Annotated in this window: 11 protein-coding genes, 1 tRNA gene and 1 pseudogene; 11 read left to right on the top strand and 2 right to left on the bottom strand. The window is 44.0% G+C overall.

Going from position 1 to position 15,310, the window contains the following annotated elements; all coding sequences use genetic code 11:
* Positions 1 to 4: 4 nt before the first annotated feature.
* From QK890_RS08260 to QK890_RS08245, 4 genes and pseudogenes are all read left to right on the top strand, one after another.
* A complete protein-coding gene (locus tag QK890_RS08260) occupies positions 5 to 1,492 on the top strand; it encodes a RagB/SusD family nutrient uptake outer membrane protein (protein ID WP_032531734.1) in 1,488 nt (495 codons plus the stop codon).
* A 123-nt stretch (positions 1,493 to 1,615) separates the two neighbouring features.
* Positions 1,616 to 4,009, top strand: coding sequence for a hypothetical protein (locus QK890_RS08255; RefSeq protein WP_032531733.1), 2,394 nt, complete (start codon positions 1,616 to 1,618; stop codon positions 4,007 to 4,009).
* Between the two features lie 165 nt (positions 4,010 to 4,174).
* Positions 4,175 to 4,246, top strand: a pseudogene (locus tag QK890_RS08250) (hypothetical protein); the annotation flags it as partial.
* A 104-nt stretch (positions 4,247 to 4,350) separates the two neighbouring features.
* The gene (locus QK890_RS08245) at positions 4,351 to 5,106 is read left to right on the top strand and encodes a NigD-like protein (protein WP_005810665.1); all 756 of its coding nucleotides are present in this window, start codon (positions 4,351 to 4,353) and stop codon (positions 5,104 to 5,106) included.
* A 674-nt stretch (positions 5,107 to 5,780) separates the two neighbouring features.
* On the opposite strand, the gene QK890_RS08240 is transcribed toward QK890_RS08245, so the two are convergent.
* Positions 5,781 to 5,857: transfer RNA gene (locus QK890_RS08240), tRNA-Met, on the bottom strand.
* Positions 5,858 to 6,077: 220 nt separating this feature from the next.
* Here QK890_RS08240 and QK890_RS08235 point away from each other — a divergent pair.
* The 4 genes from QK890_RS08235 (at position 6,078) to QK890_RS08220 (ending at position 10,947) form a co-directional block, all read left to right on the top strand.
* Positions 6,078 to 6,464 (top strand): START-like domain-containing protein, encoded by a 387-nt coding sequence (locus QK890_RS08235; RefSeq protein WP_005778656.1) that lies wholly within the window; start codon positions 6,078 to 6,080, stop codon positions 6,462 to 6,464.
* A 76-nt stretch (positions 6,465 to 6,540) separates the two neighbouring features.
* Positions 6,541 to 8,445: an LptF/LptG family permease gene (locus tag QK890_RS08230; RefSeq protein ID WP_005778654.1), complete on the top strand. Its 1,905-nt coding sequence runs from the start codon at positions 6,541 to 6,543 to the stop codon at positions 8,443 to 8,445.
* An 11-nt stretch (positions 8,446 to 8,456) separates the two neighbouring features.
* The gene (locus QK890_RS08225; RefSeq protein ID WP_005778652.1) at positions 8,457 to 9,671 is read left to right on the top strand and encodes a bifunctional 3,4-dihydroxy-2-butanone-4-phosphate synthase/GTP cyclohydrolase II; all 1,215 of its coding nucleotides are present in this window, start codon (positions 8,457 to 8,459) and stop codon (positions 9,669 to 9,671) included.
* Between the two features lie 82 nt (positions 9,672 to 9,753).
* Positions 9,754 to 10,947, top strand: coding sequence for a pyridoxal phosphate-dependent aminotransferase (locus QK890_RS08220; RefSeq protein ID WP_367627298.1), 1,194 nt, complete (start codon positions 9,754 to 9,756; stop codon positions 10,945 to 10,947).
* 160 nt (positions 10,948 to 11,107) lie between these two features.
* Here the strand turns inward: QK890_RS08220 and QK890_RS08215 are convergent, their stop codons facing one another.
* On the bottom strand, positions 11,108 to 11,278 hold the full coding sequence (locus QK890_RS08215) for a DUF362 domain-containing protein (RefSeq protein WP_005810660.1): 171 nt from the start codon (positions 11,276 to 11,278) through the stop codon (positions 11,108 to 11,110).
* 159 nt (positions 11,279 to 11,437) lie between these two features.
* On the opposite strand from QK890_RS08215, the gene metA reads away from it, so the two are divergent.
* Genes metA through QK890_RS08200 form a run of 3 tightly spaced genes read left to right on the top strand, consistent with a single transcriptional unit; the run spans position 11,438 to position 15,149 of the window.
* Positions 11,438 to 12,355 carry a homoserine O-succinyltransferase gene (metA, locus tag QK890_RS08210; RefSeq protein ID WP_005778646.1) on the top strand — a complete coding sequence of 306 codons (918 nt, stop codon included), beginning with the start codon at positions 11,438 to 11,440 and terminating at the stop codon, positions 12,353 to 12,355.
* Positions 12,352 to 14,178, top strand: a complete 1,827-nt coding sequence (locus QK890_RS08205; protein WP_005810657.1) for a U32 family peptidase — start codon at positions 12,352 to 12,354, stop codon at positions 14,176 to 14,178. The genes metA and QK890_RS08205 overlap by 4 nt, the downstream gene beginning before the upstream one ends.
* Entirely contained in the window at positions 14,175 to 15,149 is a 975-nt protein-coding gene (locus QK890_RS08200) for a zinc ribbon domain-containing protein (protein ID WP_005810656.1), read from the top strand. Before QK890_RS08205 ends, QK890_RS08200 begins: the two co-directional genes overlap by 4 nt.
* The last annotated feature ends 161 nt before the right edge of the window (positions 15,150 to 15,310 follow it).

The following is a 15,310-nucleotide window of genomic DNA, read 5'->3' as shown; positions in this document are numbered from 1 at the left end:
TGATATGAAAAAGATAATTTATATATTTTCCCTGTTTATCGCAGTGATTGGTTTATTGGATTCTTGCATTAACCTGGAATCCGAATCATACGACTCTATTAATACAACTATATTTCCAACTAATGCAGATGATGCAGATGCACTGGTTATTGCAGCAGCTTACGGTCCGTTCCGTGCAGATGGATATGGCGGATTATTTCAATGCGCTAAAGGTGGTCTGGCCTCCAATACAGATATGTCTACCGACCTATTGGATTGTAAATGGGGAGATTCATGGTGGCCGGCTGTATTACAGTTGAATTTCACTGCTACCTCTGATATCCCTACTTCTTTTTATGGTACGTGGGCGAATCATATCGGAAAGATGACATTGACATTAGACCGTATTTCTGGTATTGATATGAAAGAAGAGGAAAAAACACGTTTAGTTGCCGAAACACGTTGTGGACGTGGCTGGTTAGCATATATTCTTTACGACTTGTATGGCCCTATTCAGATTCCTTCATTAGAAGTTTTACAGAATCCTACCCAGAAGGTCATTGTACCTCGTTCTTCAAAAGAGGAAACAGTGAAGTTGATTGAAGATGATTTGAAAGCGGCAGCTGAAGTACTTCCTGCTAAATATAGCAAGTCTGATGAGAACTTCGGACGATTTACCAAAGGACTGGCATATACAGTGTTGATGAAACTTTATATGCATGAAAAAGAATGGGGCAAAGCTGTGGAATGTGGAAGAGAAGTTATGAAATGTGGGTATTCGTTGGTTGCTAATTATAAGGACATCTTTACTTTAGATAATGAAGGCAATGATGAAATGATCTTTTCATGTATTGAAACCAGAGGGGTAAATGAGCAAATGTGGCATGCACATGTGTTGCCAAGTAATTATCCTACAACTAATCCCAATATCCAAAAATGGAATGGCTATCGTATGCCATGGCAGTTTTACCACAGTTTCGATCCTAAGGACAAGCGTCTGGAAGTTATTTGTAGTGAATATGTAGGAACAGATGGGGTGACATACAATGAAACTAATCCGGGCGAGTATCTGGATAAAGGTGCATTGCCCATCAAGTATGGAGAAGATCCGACACAAACCAGTGAAAGCAGTGAAGTAGATGTTGTTGTTTACCGTTATGCCGATGTATTGACTCTGATGGCTGAGGCATTGGCACGTAGTAATAATGCGGTTACTCAGGAAGCTGTGGACCGTCTGAATGATGTACATACACGTGCAGGATTGACTGCTTATCAGTTGAGTGATTTTACCTCACTGGACGATTTTCTTGGAGCTGTTCTTAAAGAACGTGGGCATGAATTATGGGGTGAGGGCTGCCGTCGTAGTGATCTGATTCGTTATGGATTGTATATTGATTATGCTATCAAGTATAAGGGATCTACTACTGCAAAAGAGTATATGAACCTGATGCCGTTGCCGCAGAGTGTCATTACCGAAAGTAGTGGACAGGTTATTCAGAATGAGGGGTACTAATGCTTATTAAGAGATTATTATAAATTTATTCAAAACGGATTCCGCAATTTGTCATGGGGCATCTTATGATTCTTTAAATTGCCGGGATCCGTTTTTTCACAATTAGAATAGAAAAAACAGATTATGCTTTTTAAAGGAATACGTTTAGCCGTTTTATTATCCGGAATGTTGATTTTCAGTCCAATGACTCCGGCACAAATTGTTTTGAAACACCCTGGTTGGGAATGGAGAATTTCTGAAACCGGATGTGCGGAACAACTAATATTTAAAAATAAACAACGAAATGATACAGTACCTTTTTTCCGTAAGGGCGATCATGCCGGCCCCTCTTTCTATGCTAAACGCGAGGGAAAAGAGATACGTGCGCTTTGGATTCCGGATGGATATGCTTCCTATCGCAGCGAAATAGACGGGGTGCTTTGCTGCATTTCCTATACAAAAGTTCATGGGCAACCTGCATTGAAGGTAAAGTTGACTAACGAGTCATCAGTTCCTTTTCAACCTCAGAAGGCAGGGCTTAAGTTAGGTATCGATACATATATGGATAAATATCCGGATTGGTTCGGTAAATATTTTCCAACTTTGATGAGAAATGAAAAGACTCATTTTTACGGGTATCTGCAGACTCCTTCCGGACATACATTGGGACTTGTGTCACAACAGCCTGTAGCATCTTGGAGTGTGGACTATAATTTGGGATATCAGGATCCGGCACCGTTTTGGTTCATGGGGCATCGCATTGAATCGCTAAATCTTGACTTGTTGAATGCTTTACCTTTACCGTCTCGTCATCCGCAAGATTTGTATGAGTTGAAACAAGGCGAAAGTAAAGAGTGGACCTTCCTGTTCATCAATGTGGGGAAGCTGGATAATTTGGAATATGCTATAACACAAGCTGCAGATATTCCTTTGATTGATATTCGTCAGACCTCTTATGCTGCGCATGAGGAAGCGTCATTCATGCTTACAGCGGATACTCCAGAGGTAAAAGTAACTAATGATGCGGGGGCAGAGTTACCTGTTGTGCTGACTAAAGCGGAGGGTAAACGTTGGATAGGAAAGGTTAAACTGGAAGATGCAGGACTTTATACTCTTTCCGTCCGTTCGGGCAATAAGGTTGCCGAAGCGGTATGGACGGTGCATCATCCTTGGCAGTGGGTGATGAAAAAGGCACGTGAGAATGTAGCCCGTTATCATCAGAAACCCACATCACATGCCGAAAGTTGGTATGGGTTCTATTCGGCCTTTCTGGCCGCCCGTTATTTTCCGGATAAAACATTGGATAAACAATTGAGTGATTATTTTGATCAGCTCTACAATAAATTGCATGATCCGGAAAAAGTGGAGCCATTGTATTTTAAAACTCGTATTCAAAATACTTCTACTACAATTGGGATGTTGGCAGATAAGTATGAGGCACAGGGAAATTTGGAGGATCTGAAGAAAGCATCGAAATTGGCTGACTGGATGATTCGGACTTCTCAGCGTGATGACGGAGCCTATTATAATCACGGAACAGTCTATACCAGTGTTATTTATATTGCTAAAAGTGTTTTAGAACTTGCCGTTCTTGAACGTAAACTGGGTGAGCAAGATCCGTTTTGGAAAGATTGTGCCGAACGTCATTTTTTATCTGCCAAAAAGGCAATCGACCAATTGGTTGCATCACAAGGTGATTTCCAGACAGAGGGAGAGCTGACATTTGAGGATGGAATGATTTCTTGTTCGGCTTTACAGATCGGTATGATGGGGGTTCTTGAAAAAGATGTTGAAACACGTAAATATTATACTGATGCAATGCTGAAGATTCTTAATAGTCACGATTGCCTGACTCAGCTTCGTGTTCCTGATGGACGTCGCCGGCAAGGTACTATGCGTTATTGGGAAGCGCAATACGATGTGCAAATGTTACCGAATATGTTTAATTCGCCACATGGTTGGAGCGGATGGCGTGCATATGCTACCTATTATGCCTATTTGTTGACAGGTGACGAAAAATGGTTGGAACAGACATTTAATGCAATGGGGGCCTTTGCTAATTTGATTGATTATAAGACAGGACAGTTGCGTTGGGCTTTTGTTGTTGATCCACACCTTGAAGTAGAGCAGGCATGCAGTGCTGATACAAAATTGAACTTTTCAGATCTTAGTTTTGGCAATCCGCATCCCAAATTATATGATACCCGTAAGTTTGTTATTGGCGAACAATATGTAAACATGATCAGCGATTGGCAGACAGTCAATACTCAGGATAATGATGTGCACGAACTGTTTAAGTGTATTGGTGAGACGGTACTGACTAATGCTTTTGTGATAGAACGTCCAAATGGTGAGGTGGTTGGATATAATTGTCGTGTATCCGGAAAAGGTAATACACTGACAGTAAAGGCAGATGAAAAACAAATCGTGAATCTGCATTGTAACTTAAAACAACCGTTCTCTGTGACTTTTGGTGGCAAATCCCGCTCTTTACCCAAAGGATACTGTGATTGGGCCTTTGGGCAATCCGGTTATTAATTATTCGATAACTTTCATTGATCCCCTGTATTCATAAAACGAGATGTGTGATATGTTTCGTTTTATGAATATAGGGGATGTTTTTTGAAGAAACTGTTTTTATGAGAAACTTTGGCTTACCCATAGGAATACTTATCTTAATGATGTAAGTGATGAACTTGTCATCAAAAAATAGTAATTGATATGGGCGGTCTCAAAAGATCATATTTGGGACCTGAAAGTACTCTTTGCCGTTGATATTATTTTTAATTAACATTCTTGGATGCAGGCTTTTCGGAATTGTTTTATTTCTATAAATAGAGAGAACCTATTTTGAATGTCTAATGAAAATGAAATCTATTATGAAAGTCTGTTCATTCTTGAATAAAGGAGTTATAATTGCGATGGCGGTTGTTTGTTCTGCCGGTTTACAGTCTTGTCTGGATGACAATGATAAGTACTATTATGTAGGAGGATTTCCTAATGCTCTTGTAACAGTGAAAAACGCGACTGATGGTTCATGCTTTTTACAGTTGAATGATAGCACGACATTGTTGCCTACTAATATGACCTCTTCTCCTTTTGGCGAGAAAGAAGTAAGGGCATTGGTGAATTATGATGAATTGGATGAATCAGGTGGAAAATATGATAAGGCCATACAGGTGAACTGGATAGATAGTATTCTGACCAAATCGATTGCACCTGATCTGGGGACGGAAAATGATGTTGTATATGGCACGGATCCAGTCGAAATTGTGAATGATTGGGTGACTATTGCAGAAGATGGTTATTTGACTCTACGTTTCAGAACAACGTGGGGAGACTATCATAAAGCCCATTTCGTAAATTTATTGTTAAGCCAGAATCCGGAGAATCCTTATGAGGTAGAATTCCGTCATCATGCGTACGGAGACACATATGGTACGATGGGAGATGGTCTGGTCGCTTTTAAACTGGATGGTCTGCCGGATACAAATGGTAAAACAGTCAAATTAAAACTAAAATGGAAATCATTTACCGGCGACAAATCTGCAGAGTTTGATTATTGCACTCAAAAGTCCGTTACACCAGTTAATGCAGCAATCACATCGGTAAGGAGTAATTTGAACTTAAAATAACTTCTCAAGCCCCAAAAGGTTACGTTTCTGTGAATCTCGATTGGAGCATACGGCTTGCCGGGATCTGAAAATAGATAGGAGCGTAGCCCTTTTCTATTAACATTGTTAATGCCTTTTTCAGAACGTTTTTTTTCTATTTGCAGAGAAGAAGTCTTTTGTGCACAAAAGACTTCTTCTTTATTATCAAAAGGCTTGTTTTAACGTACTGTTAAAACAAGCCTTTTGCAGGAATGTAACTAATGCTTATAATTACTTGATTTTTAATCTTATGGAGTAGTGTCAGAACTTTTACTCCCCAATTTTCTCCTATAAGGTTTAGCGGGGATATTTGCTATTTTAATAAGTATATGTGCTTTGATAAAAAAAGTAGGTGGTTGAACCTTTCGATAAGATTGTTTGTTCAGACTTCCTGTATTTATCTCATTTCAGTAAATAGACTTACATAGTTGAAACATTATCATTTTCCCTTGTTGATAGCCTGTTTGAAGTAATGGTTAATAGAATGAATGTAAACTTGTAATCAATTGAAGCTTATTTTGTTATCCTGTTGATAACTTTAGTGGATACCTGTTAATAACCTTGTTGATAACTGAGTGGAATGTATGAGGGGAGCAGCGTGTCGTGCAATAAAAAAGCGCCCAAGAGTGGAAGCCTCCTAAACGCTAATTTTCTTTTGGTAGCGGGACCCGGGATTGAACCGGGGACCTCATGATTATGAATCATGCGCTCTAACCAGCTGAGCTATCCCGCCATTGTTTCTCGATTGCGGGTGCAAAGATAGAGCCTTTTTTTTAATCTCCAAAACATTTTCTATCTTTTTTGTGTTTAACTTAAAAAAAACATCTCTGAAAGTATGATGAACAGGCTATTTCTGACTCTGAAAGAAGAGATGTAATGAAGAAAGTGAATTAATTATGCCTTGTATTTAGAAAAAAGTATTTATCTTGGCACACACAATCAATAATAAAGCTATGAAAAAGGAGAAAATACATTTGGAATATCTTCTGAATGCGACTTCTAAAAATATTCTTTGGTCAGCAATAAGCACACCTACCGGTTTGGAGGACTGGTTTGCAGACAAAGTAGTATCAGATGATAAAACAGTGACTTTTTGTTGGGGTAAAACCGAACAGCGTCAGGCAACTATTGTTGCCATTCGGGCCTATTCGTTTATTCGTTTCCATTGGCTTGATGACGAAAATGAAAGGGAGTATTTTGAAATAAAAATGAGTAATAATGAATTGACGGGCGATTATGTGCTTGAAATTAGTGACTTTTCTGATCCGGAAGAGGTTGATGATTTGAAGGAATTGTGGGATTCCCAAGTGAGTAAGTTACGTAGAACATGCGGTTTTTAGTTAACTTTCAACCAAAAATTTTTTGCACTCCTTTTTTTGTGCTAATTTTGTATCTTAATTGCATGAAACTATTAAGATGCTACGCATAAAAAGATTAGATATTTTTATAATAAAGAGTTTCTTATTACTCTTTGTCGGTACATTTTTCATCTGCCTCTTCATCTTCATGATGCAGTTTTTGTGGAAGTATGTAGACGAATTGGTGGGAAAAGGGTTAGAAATGAGTGTACTGGCTCAATTCTTCTTTTATTCTGCGTTGAGTCTGGTACCGATGTCTCTGCCTTTGGCAGTGTTGTTGGCTTCTTTAATTACGTTTGGTAATTTTGGCGAGCGTTTTGAGTTGCTCGCCATGAAGGCAGCAGGCATTTCGCTGCTTAAAATTATGCGTCCGCTCATTGTCCTTGTCTTCGCCATTTGTTGTGTATCCTTCTATTTCCAAAATGTCATAGGGCCGCGGGCACAAGCCAAGTTGGGCACTTTGCTCATTTCGATGAAGCAGAAATCTCCTGAGGTAGATATTCCCGAAGGAGTTTTTTATGATGAAATTGATGGGTATAATTTGAAAGTGCAAAGAAAAGACCGTAAGACGGGCATGCTCTACGATGTGATTATTTATGATTTCTCCAATAACTTTGATAATGCACGTATTATTGTAGCCGATTCGGGACGTCTGGAGATGACAGCCGATAAGCAGCATCTTTATCTACATCTGTACAGCGGTGAGATGTTTGAGAATCTGAAGGCACAGAGCATGAGTTCGAAGAATGTTCCTTATCGCCGGGAATCTTTCCGGGAGAAACATACGATCATTCAGTTCGATTCGGACTTTAATATGGCTGATGCCAGTATTATGAGCAATCAGTCTACCACCAAAGATATGATAAAAATACAGGCTTCCATCGACTCGATGACTGTATTGGCCGATAGTATCGGCAGGCAGTATTACATTGAAGCAAGTAAGGGGCCGTATCGCACTGCGGCCGGACTGACCAAGGAAGATACCCTGAAGATGGAGGAAGCGCGCATTGGCGATTACAATGTGGATAGTCTGTTTAAAGTTGCTACCTTGATGAATAAGCAGAAGATCATAGCTTCAGCCGTTGGCCGTACGGAGAATCTGTCGAGTGACTGGGGGTTTAAGAGCTTTACAATGGCTCAGAATGATCTTAGCATACGAAGACATAAAATAGAATGGCATCGGAAAATCACAATTTCTCTTTCCTGTCTCTTATTTTTCTTTATTGGCGCACCTTTGGGAGGTATTATCCGCAAAGGTGGATTGGGTATGCCGGTTATTGTTTCCGTGTTTACCTTTATCATTTATTATATTATTGATAATACAGGCTATAAAATGGCTCGAGACGGGAAGTGGATTGTATGGATGGGGATGTGGATGAGTTCCGCCATTCTGGCTCCGCTGGGATATTTCCTGACTTATAAATCGAATAAAGATTCTGTGGTATTGAATACTGATGTTTATATTGCTTGGTTTAAGCGAGTATTCGGTGTGCGCAGTGTCCGCCATCTGTCAAAGAAGGAGGTGATTATTCATGATCCGGATTATCGGCGCCTTCCCTCTGATCTGGATGCACTTTCGGAGGAGTGTAAAAACTATATGGAAAAGAACCGGTTGTCTAAAGCTCCTAATTATTTTAGTTTGTGGATGACTGCCGGTCAGGATCAGGAGATCATTGCGATTAATAACCGTATGGAGTCATTGGTAGATGAGATGTCCAATACCCGTTCGTTGATATTGCTTCAGAAGCTGGAGAAATATCCGATTATCCCTGTAAACGCACATGTGCGTCCGTTCCATAATTATTGGCTTAATATGGCAATTGGAATTTTGATGCCTATCGGTTTATTTTTCTATTTCCGTATCTGGGCTTTCCGTATACGTCTGAATAAGGATATGGAACGGATAATTGCATTGAACCGGGATGTAGAACTTACAATAAAGGATATTAATAACAAAAATTAAGATATAAGAGTATGGAACCAATAAGACTGAATACCATCGAAGAGGCGATAGCCGACTTCAAAGAGGGTAATTTCGTAATTGTGGTAGATGATGAAGATCGTGAAAACGAAGGTGATTTCATTATTGCTGCCGAAAAGATTACTCCGGAAAAAGTGAATTTCATGCTGACTCATGGCCGTGGCGTACTTTGTGCTCCTATCACGGAAGAACGCTGTGCCGAGTTGGAACTGGATATGCAGGTGTCATCCAATACTTCAATTTACGAGACTCCCTTTACGGTTACTGTCGATTTACTTGAGGGATGCACGACGGGAGTTTCCATGCACGACCGTGCTATGACTATCCGTGCTTTGGCCGATCCGAAGACAAAACCTTCCGATTTGGGACGTCCGGGGCATGTCAATCCTCTGCGTGCCCGTTCGCGTGGAGTCCTTCGTCGCGCTGGACATACTGAGGCGAGTGTCGATTTGGCTAAACTTGCCGGTTTGTATCCTGCTGCCGCGTTGATTGAAATCATCAATGAAGACGGAACCATGGCTCGTCTGCCCCAATTGGTGGAAGTGGCCCGTCGTTTCGGATTGAAAATAATCTCCATCAAAGACCTGATCGCATACCGTCTTCAGATGGAGTCGATTGTTGATAGAGGAGTGGAAGTGGATATGCCTACGCAGTTCGGACATTTCCGTCTGATACCTTTCCGTCAGAAATCGAACGGGATGGAGCACATTGCATTAATAAAAGGAACGTGGGACAAAGACGAACCGATTCTGGTACGTGTGCACTCTTCGTGTATGACTGGTGATATTTTCGGTTCATGCCGTTGTGAATGTGGTGAGCAGCTTCATAAAGCTATGCAGATGATCGAAGCTGCCGGAAAAGGGGTAATTGTCTATATGAATCAAGAAGGTCGTGGTATTGGTTTGATGAACAAGATTGCCGCTTATAAACTCCAGGAAGAAGGATATGATACGGTAGATGCCAATCTCCATTTGGGTTTTGATGCCGACGAACGTGATTATGGGGTCGGTGCGCAGATTTTGCGTGAGATCGGAGTGAAAAAGATGAAGTTGATGACGAATAATCCGGTGAAACGTATCGGTCTGGAAGCCTATGGGTTAGAGATTACCGAGAACGTGGGAATAGAGGTTAAACCGAATCCTTATAATGTACGTTATCTGAAGACAAAGAAAGAGCGGATGGGGCATACGCTTCATTTTAATAAGTAAACTGTCTATTTGCTTTCATATATCAAATATTATAGTTTATTTTGCAATCAAATTCACTCAACAACAATAAAATAGATACGAAATGAACCAACTATCAGACCGTTTGAACAGCTTGTCGCCTTCGGCGACTCTTGCTATGTCGCAAAAAAGCGCTGAGCTGAAAGCTCAGGGTGTTGATGTAATTAACCTCAGTGTGGGAGAACCCGACTTCAATACTCCCGATCACATCAAAGAAGCTGCCAAGAAAGCGGTAGATGACAACTTCTCTCGCTACTCTCCGGTTCCGGGCTACCCGGCTTTGCGCAATGCAATCGTAGAGAAACTGAAGAAAGAAAACGGTCTGGAATATACAGCCGCTCAGATTTCTTGTGCAAATGGTGCAAAACAATCTGTATGTAACACCATCATGGTGCTGGTAAATCCGGGTGATGAGGTGATTGTGCCTGCTCCTTACTGGGTAAGCTATCCGGAAATGGTGAAACTGGCCGAAGGTACTCCGGTGATTGTAACTGCCGGTATCGAACAGGATTTCAAAATCACTCCTGCCCAACTGGAAGCTGCCATCACTCCGAAGACCAAAGCTTTGATTCTTTGCTCACCGTCTAATCCGACCGGTTCTGTCTACAGCAAAGAAGAGTTGGCCGGTCTGGCTGCCGTATTGGCTAAGTATCCGCAGGTTATCGTCATTGCCGACGAGATTTATGAGCACATCAATTATATCGGAAAACACCAGAGTATCGCTCAGTTCCCCGAGATGAAAGAACGTACGGTGATTGTAAACGGTGTGTCAAAAGCATATGCGATGACCGGATGGAGAATTGGTTTCATTGCCGGTCCGGAATGGATTGTGAAAGCCTGCAATAAACTTCAGGGACAGTATACTTCGGGTCCTTGCTCAGTTTCTCAGAAGGCTGCTGAGGCTGCTTATATAGGTTCTCAGGCTCCGGTGGAAGAGATGCGTAAGGCTTTCGAACGTCGTCGTAACCTGATTGTGAAGTTGGCGAAAGAAGTTCCGGGATTTGAGGTGAATGTGCCGGAAGGCGCTTTCTACCTGTTCCCTAAATGCAGTTCTTTCTTTGGCAAATCCGTTGGGGATCGTAAGATTGAGAATTCGGATGATCTGGCGATGTATCTGCTTGAGGATGCTCATGTAGCTTGCGTAGGCGGTACTTCGTTCGGTGCTCCGGAATGCATCCGTATGAGCTATGCCACCAGCGATGAAAATATAGTTGAAGCGATCCGTCGCATCAAAGAAGCATTGGCTAAGCTGAAATAAGACTCTGCCAATCAGATAAAGGAGAAGGATGTATCGGTGAAAAGATACATCCTTCTTTCTTTTTAAGAGTATCCGGTTTCAATAGCCGGGTAGGGGTAAAAATCAATAAAGGCCGCTTTCCATCAGGAAAGCAGCCTTTATCTTGTTTTGGGGGATTGTATTATTCAGCTGGGTGAATTGCTTCAGAAGGACATACATCTGCGCAAGTACCACAGTCTGTACACTGCTCAGGATCAATTGAATAAATATCACCTTCAGAGATAGCGCCAACCGGACACTCGTCAATACAAGTTCCGCAAGCAATACAATCATCACTAATTACGTAAGCCATTTTGTTTGATATTTTAATTATTAGTACTAATTTGTAGGTACAAAAATAGAGTTTTTAATCATTAGTTGGTATCGATTTTGATTAAAATGTTTTAATTTGTATATCTTCTAAATAAGGAAAACACTATTTTTGCATTGATTATTAAATACGTATGCAATTATGCCTTTAAATTTACCCGATAAGCTTCCTGCGATAGAACTATTGAAAGAGGAGAATATCTTTGTGATAGATAACTCCCGCGCAACACAACAGGACATCCGCCCGCTACGCATTGTCATCCTCAACCTGATGCCGTTGAAGATTACGACAGAAACAGACTTGGTGCGTCTGCTCTCGAACACTCCGCTTCAGGTGGAGATATCTTTTATGAAGATAAAGAGCCACACTTCGAAGAACACGCCGATAGAACACATGAAGACATTTTATACCGACTTCGACAAGATGAGGGACGATAAGTACGACGGTATGATCATTACCGGTGCGCCGGTAGAGCAGATGGATTTCGAGGAGGTGAATTATTGGAACGAAATAACGGAGATATTTGACTGGGCACGTACCCATGTCACCTCTACGCTCTATATATGCTGGGCCGCGCAGGCCGGTCTGTACCATCATTACGGTGTGCCCAAGTATGCACTGGGCAAGAAGATGTTCGGCATTTTCAAACATCGCACGTTGCTTCCGTTGCATCCCATCTTCCGCGGGTTCGATGATGAATTTTATGTTCCCCATAGCCGGCATACGGAAGTGCGGAAAGAAGATATACTAAAGGTGCCTGAACTGACATTGCTTTCGGAGTCGGACGATTCGGGAGTGTATATGGTGGTGGCTCGCGGTGGGCGTGAGTTCTTTGTGACAGGGCACTCGGAATATTCGCCGTTGACACTGGATACGGAATACCGCCGGGATGTGTCGAAAGGTCTGCCTATCGAGGTTCCTCGCAATTATTATGTAGATGATGATCCGGACAAGGGGCCGCTGGTGCGTTGGCGCGGACATGCCAACCTGTTGTTCTCCAACTGGCTGAACTATTTCGTCTATCAGGAGACTCCTTATAATATTGAAGATATCAGATGATAAAACAACGTAAGATAGAATTGCTGGCTCCGGCCAAAAACCTGGAATGCGGCATGGCTGCCATCGATCATGGGGCGGATGCCGTATATATCGGTGCGCCGAAGTTCGGTGCCCGTGCGGCAGCGGTCAATTCATTGGAAGATATAGCCGCTTTGGTGGAGTATGCCCATTTGTATAATGTGCGGATTTATGTTACGGTCAATACGATCCTGAAAGATGAAGAACTGAAGGAGACGGAGGAGATGATCCGGGCCCTGTACCGTGTCGGAGTGGATGCGCTTATTGTGCAGGATATGGGAATCGCCGGTCTGGAGTTGCCGCCCATTCCGTTGCATGCGAGCACGCAGATGGATAACCGTACGGCAGAGAAAGTGAGATTTCTGGCCGATGCGGGCTTCCGCCAAGTGGTGTTGGCGCGTGAACTTTCGTTGCGGGAGATCGGCAAGATACACGAGGCTTGTCCCGACGTGCCTCTGGAAATCTTTGTGCACGGAGCGCTCTGTGTAAGTTATAGCGGGCAGTGCTACGTCAGCCAGGCTTGTTTCGGGCGTAGTGCCAACCGGGGTGAGTGTGCCCAGTTCTGTCGTTTGCCGTTCAGCCTGGTCGATTCGAACGACCGGGTGATTGCGAAGGACAAACATCTTCTTTCACTCAAGGATCTCAACCAAAGTGAGGAGCTGGAGGCTCTGCTCGATGCCGGTGCCTCTTCTTTCAAGATAGAAGGCCGGTTGAAGGACGTTTCGTATGTAAAGAACGTGACGGCCGCCTACCGCCAGAAGCTGGATGCCATCCTTGCCCGCCGCAAGGAGTATGTGCGTGCTTCTTCCGGCAGCTGCCGTTACGCTTTCAAGCCTCAGCTGGACAAGAGTTTCAGCCGTGGTTTTACGCATTATTTCCTGCACGGGCGCACCAGGGATGTTTTTTCGTTCGACACCCCCAAGTCGCTGGGAGAGGAGATGGGGACGATGAAAGAGGCCAGGGGGAATTATCTGACCGTGGCGGGATTGAAGTCGTTCAATAACGGTGACGGTGTTTGCTACATTGACGAGCAAGGCAAACTGCAAGGTTTCCGCATCAACCGTGTGGAGGGCAATAAGCTCTATCCGCAGGAGATGCCCCGCATCAAGCCCCGAACGGTGTTGTACCGTAACTTCGACCAGGAGTTTGAGAAGATACTCGCCCGCCGGTCGTCCGAACGCAAGATGGCCGTGGCCATCCGGCTGGCGGACACTGCCTTCGGATTCGCCCTGACGCTGACGGATGAGGATGATAACCGTGTGACCCTGTCGCTGCCGCGTGCGAAAGAGCCGGCGCGTACGCCACAGGAAGAGAACCTGAAGACGCAGCTGGCTAAGTTGGGGAATACTCCTTTCGAAGCGGAACGCGTCGACATCGACTTCACGGAGAACTGGTTTCTGCCTGCTTCGGTATTGGCCGATTTCCGCCGGCAGGCGATTGAGAAACTGATTGCCGCCCGCCGTATCAACTACCGGAGAGAGCTGGCGGTGCTTAGGCCTACGACTCATGCTTTTCCGCAGACGACGTTGACCTATCTGGGAAATGTGATGAATGCGCGGGCTGCCTCTTTTTATGCCGGGCATGGCGTGGCAAGCATTGCTCCTGCTTTTGAACAGACGCCTGTGGAGAAGGCGGTGCTGATGTTCTGCAAACATTGCCTGCGCTACAGCATGGGCTGGTGTCCGGTTCATCAACGGGAACGCTCTCCGTATCGTGAACCTTATTATCTGGTATCGACGGACGGCAAACGCTTCCGCCTGGAATTTGACTGCCGGAACTGCCAGATGAAAGTGAGTGCCTTATGAAAATGAAGGGGCTCTGCGCGCGTCTGTGTTATGCTGTGATAGGCTTTTTCCTGCTGGCGGCCTGCCATTATTCACCGCCCGATCTCACTGCCGAGGGGCTGGGGGAGAAAACAAAGGACTCTTTAGCTTATCTTTTCCGGTACCATTATACCTGGAACACGAATCTGGAGGTGCTGGACGACTCCGTCCGGTTGGAATATCTTCCGGTGAAGGATGCCTATGTCAGTCTGAACAAGGGTGACCGGGTGGTCGTGGCAGAGTTCTCCATTCATCCGCAGGACAGCGTGGACAGCGTATGGGTGAAGCTGGCCCACTCGCAGGACGTCCAGGGGTGGGTGCGCAACCGTGATTTGGTGCGCTCCTTCGTGCCCACCGATAGTATTTCGCAGTTTATCCACCTTTTCAGCAATACTCACGCTTCGTATTTCGTCATCATTTTCGCCCTCTTTGTCGGGGTCTACCTGCTCCGTGCTTTCATGAAGAAGCAGTTGCAGATGGTTTACTTCAATGATATCGACAGCGTCTATCCCCTTTTCCTCTGTCTGCTGATGGCGTTCAGTGCTACGGTTTACGAGACGATGCAGGTGTTTGTCCCCGATACCTGGGAGCATTTCTACTTTAATCCCACCCTTTCGCCGTTCAAGGTGCCTTTCATCCTTTCGGTTTTTCTGCTGAGCATCTGGTTGTTTATTGTCGTCACGCTGGCCGTGCTCGACGATTTGTTCCGCCAGCTCACTCCTGCCGCCGCCGTTTTCTATTTGCTGGGGCTGATGTCTTGCTGCATCTTCTGCTACTTCTTCTTCATCCTGACCACGCACATTTATATCGGTTACCTGTTTTTAGCTTGCTTCATCTGGCTTTTTGTGAAGAAGGTGCGTAGGAATTCCGGCTATAAATACCGGTGCGGAAACTGTGGGCAGAAACTCCGGGAGAAGGGGGTATGCCCGCATTGCGGGGCGATCAACGAATAAGATCTTCTCACCACAGAGGACACAGAGGAGTTTTTCTCTCTCTCTTTTCTCTGTCCTCCACCCTCCAAGGGCGAGCGGAATTAAAACTCTGTGTCCTCTGTGTCCTCTGTGGTGAGAACAGCCAAAATTACGGTGCACCGCCGTCGGAAAAACGGTGCACC

The organism is Bacteroides sp. NGMCC 1.200775 (assembly GCF_040798045.1).
In the GTDB taxonomy this organism is placed as follows: Bacteria; Bacteroidota; Bacteroidia; order Bacteroidales; family Bacteroidaceae; genus Bacteroides; species Bacteroides hominis.
This window is presented reverse-complemented; position numbering and strand designations above follow the sequence as displayed.

Excerpts from the sequence above, each read along its gene's own strand:
- QK890_RS08260 (WP_032531734.1), top strand. The coding sequence starts at position 5 with ATGAAAAAGATAATTTATATATTTTCCCTGTTTATCGCAGTGATTGGT.
- QK890_RS08255 (WP_032531733.1), top strand. The coding sequence starts at position 1,616 with ATGCTTTTTAAAGGAATACGTTTAGCCGTTTTATTATCCGGAATGTTG.
- QK890_RS08245 (WP_005810665.1), top strand. The coding sequence starts at position 4,351 with ATGAAAGTCTGTTCATTCTTGAATAAAGGAGTTATAATTGCGATGGCG.
- QK890_RS08235 (WP_005778656.1), top strand. The coding sequence starts at position 6,078 with ATGAAAAAGGAGAAAATACATTTGGAATATCTTCTGAATGCGACTTCT.
- QK890_RS08230 (WP_005778654.1), top strand. The coding sequence starts at position 6,541 with ATGCTACGCATAAAAAGATTAGATATTTTTATAATAAAGAGTTTCTTA.
- QK890_RS08225 (WP_005778652.1), top strand. The coding sequence starts at position 8,457 with ATGGAACCAATAAGACTGAATACCATCGAAGAGGCGATAGCCGACTTC.
- QK890_RS08220 (WP_367627298.1), top strand. The coding sequence starts at position 9,754 with ATGAACCAACTATCAGACCGTTTGAACAGCTTGTCGCCTTCGGCGACT.
- QK890_RS08215 (WP_005810660.1), bottom strand. The coding sequence starts at position 11,278 with ATGGCTTACGTAATTAGTGATGATTGTATTGCTTGCGGAACTTGTATT.
- metA (WP_005778646.1), top strand. The coding sequence starts at position 11,438 with ATGCCTTTAAATTTACCCGATAAGCTTCCTGCGATAGAACTATTGAAA.
- QK890_RS08205 (WP_005810657.1), top strand. The coding sequence starts at position 12,352 with ATGATAAAACAACGTAAGATAGAATTGCTGGCTCCGGCCAAAAACCTG.
- QK890_RS08200 (WP_005810656.1), top strand. The coding sequence starts at position 14,175 with ATGAAAATGAAGGGGCTCTGCGCGCGTCTGTGTTATGCTGTGATAGGC.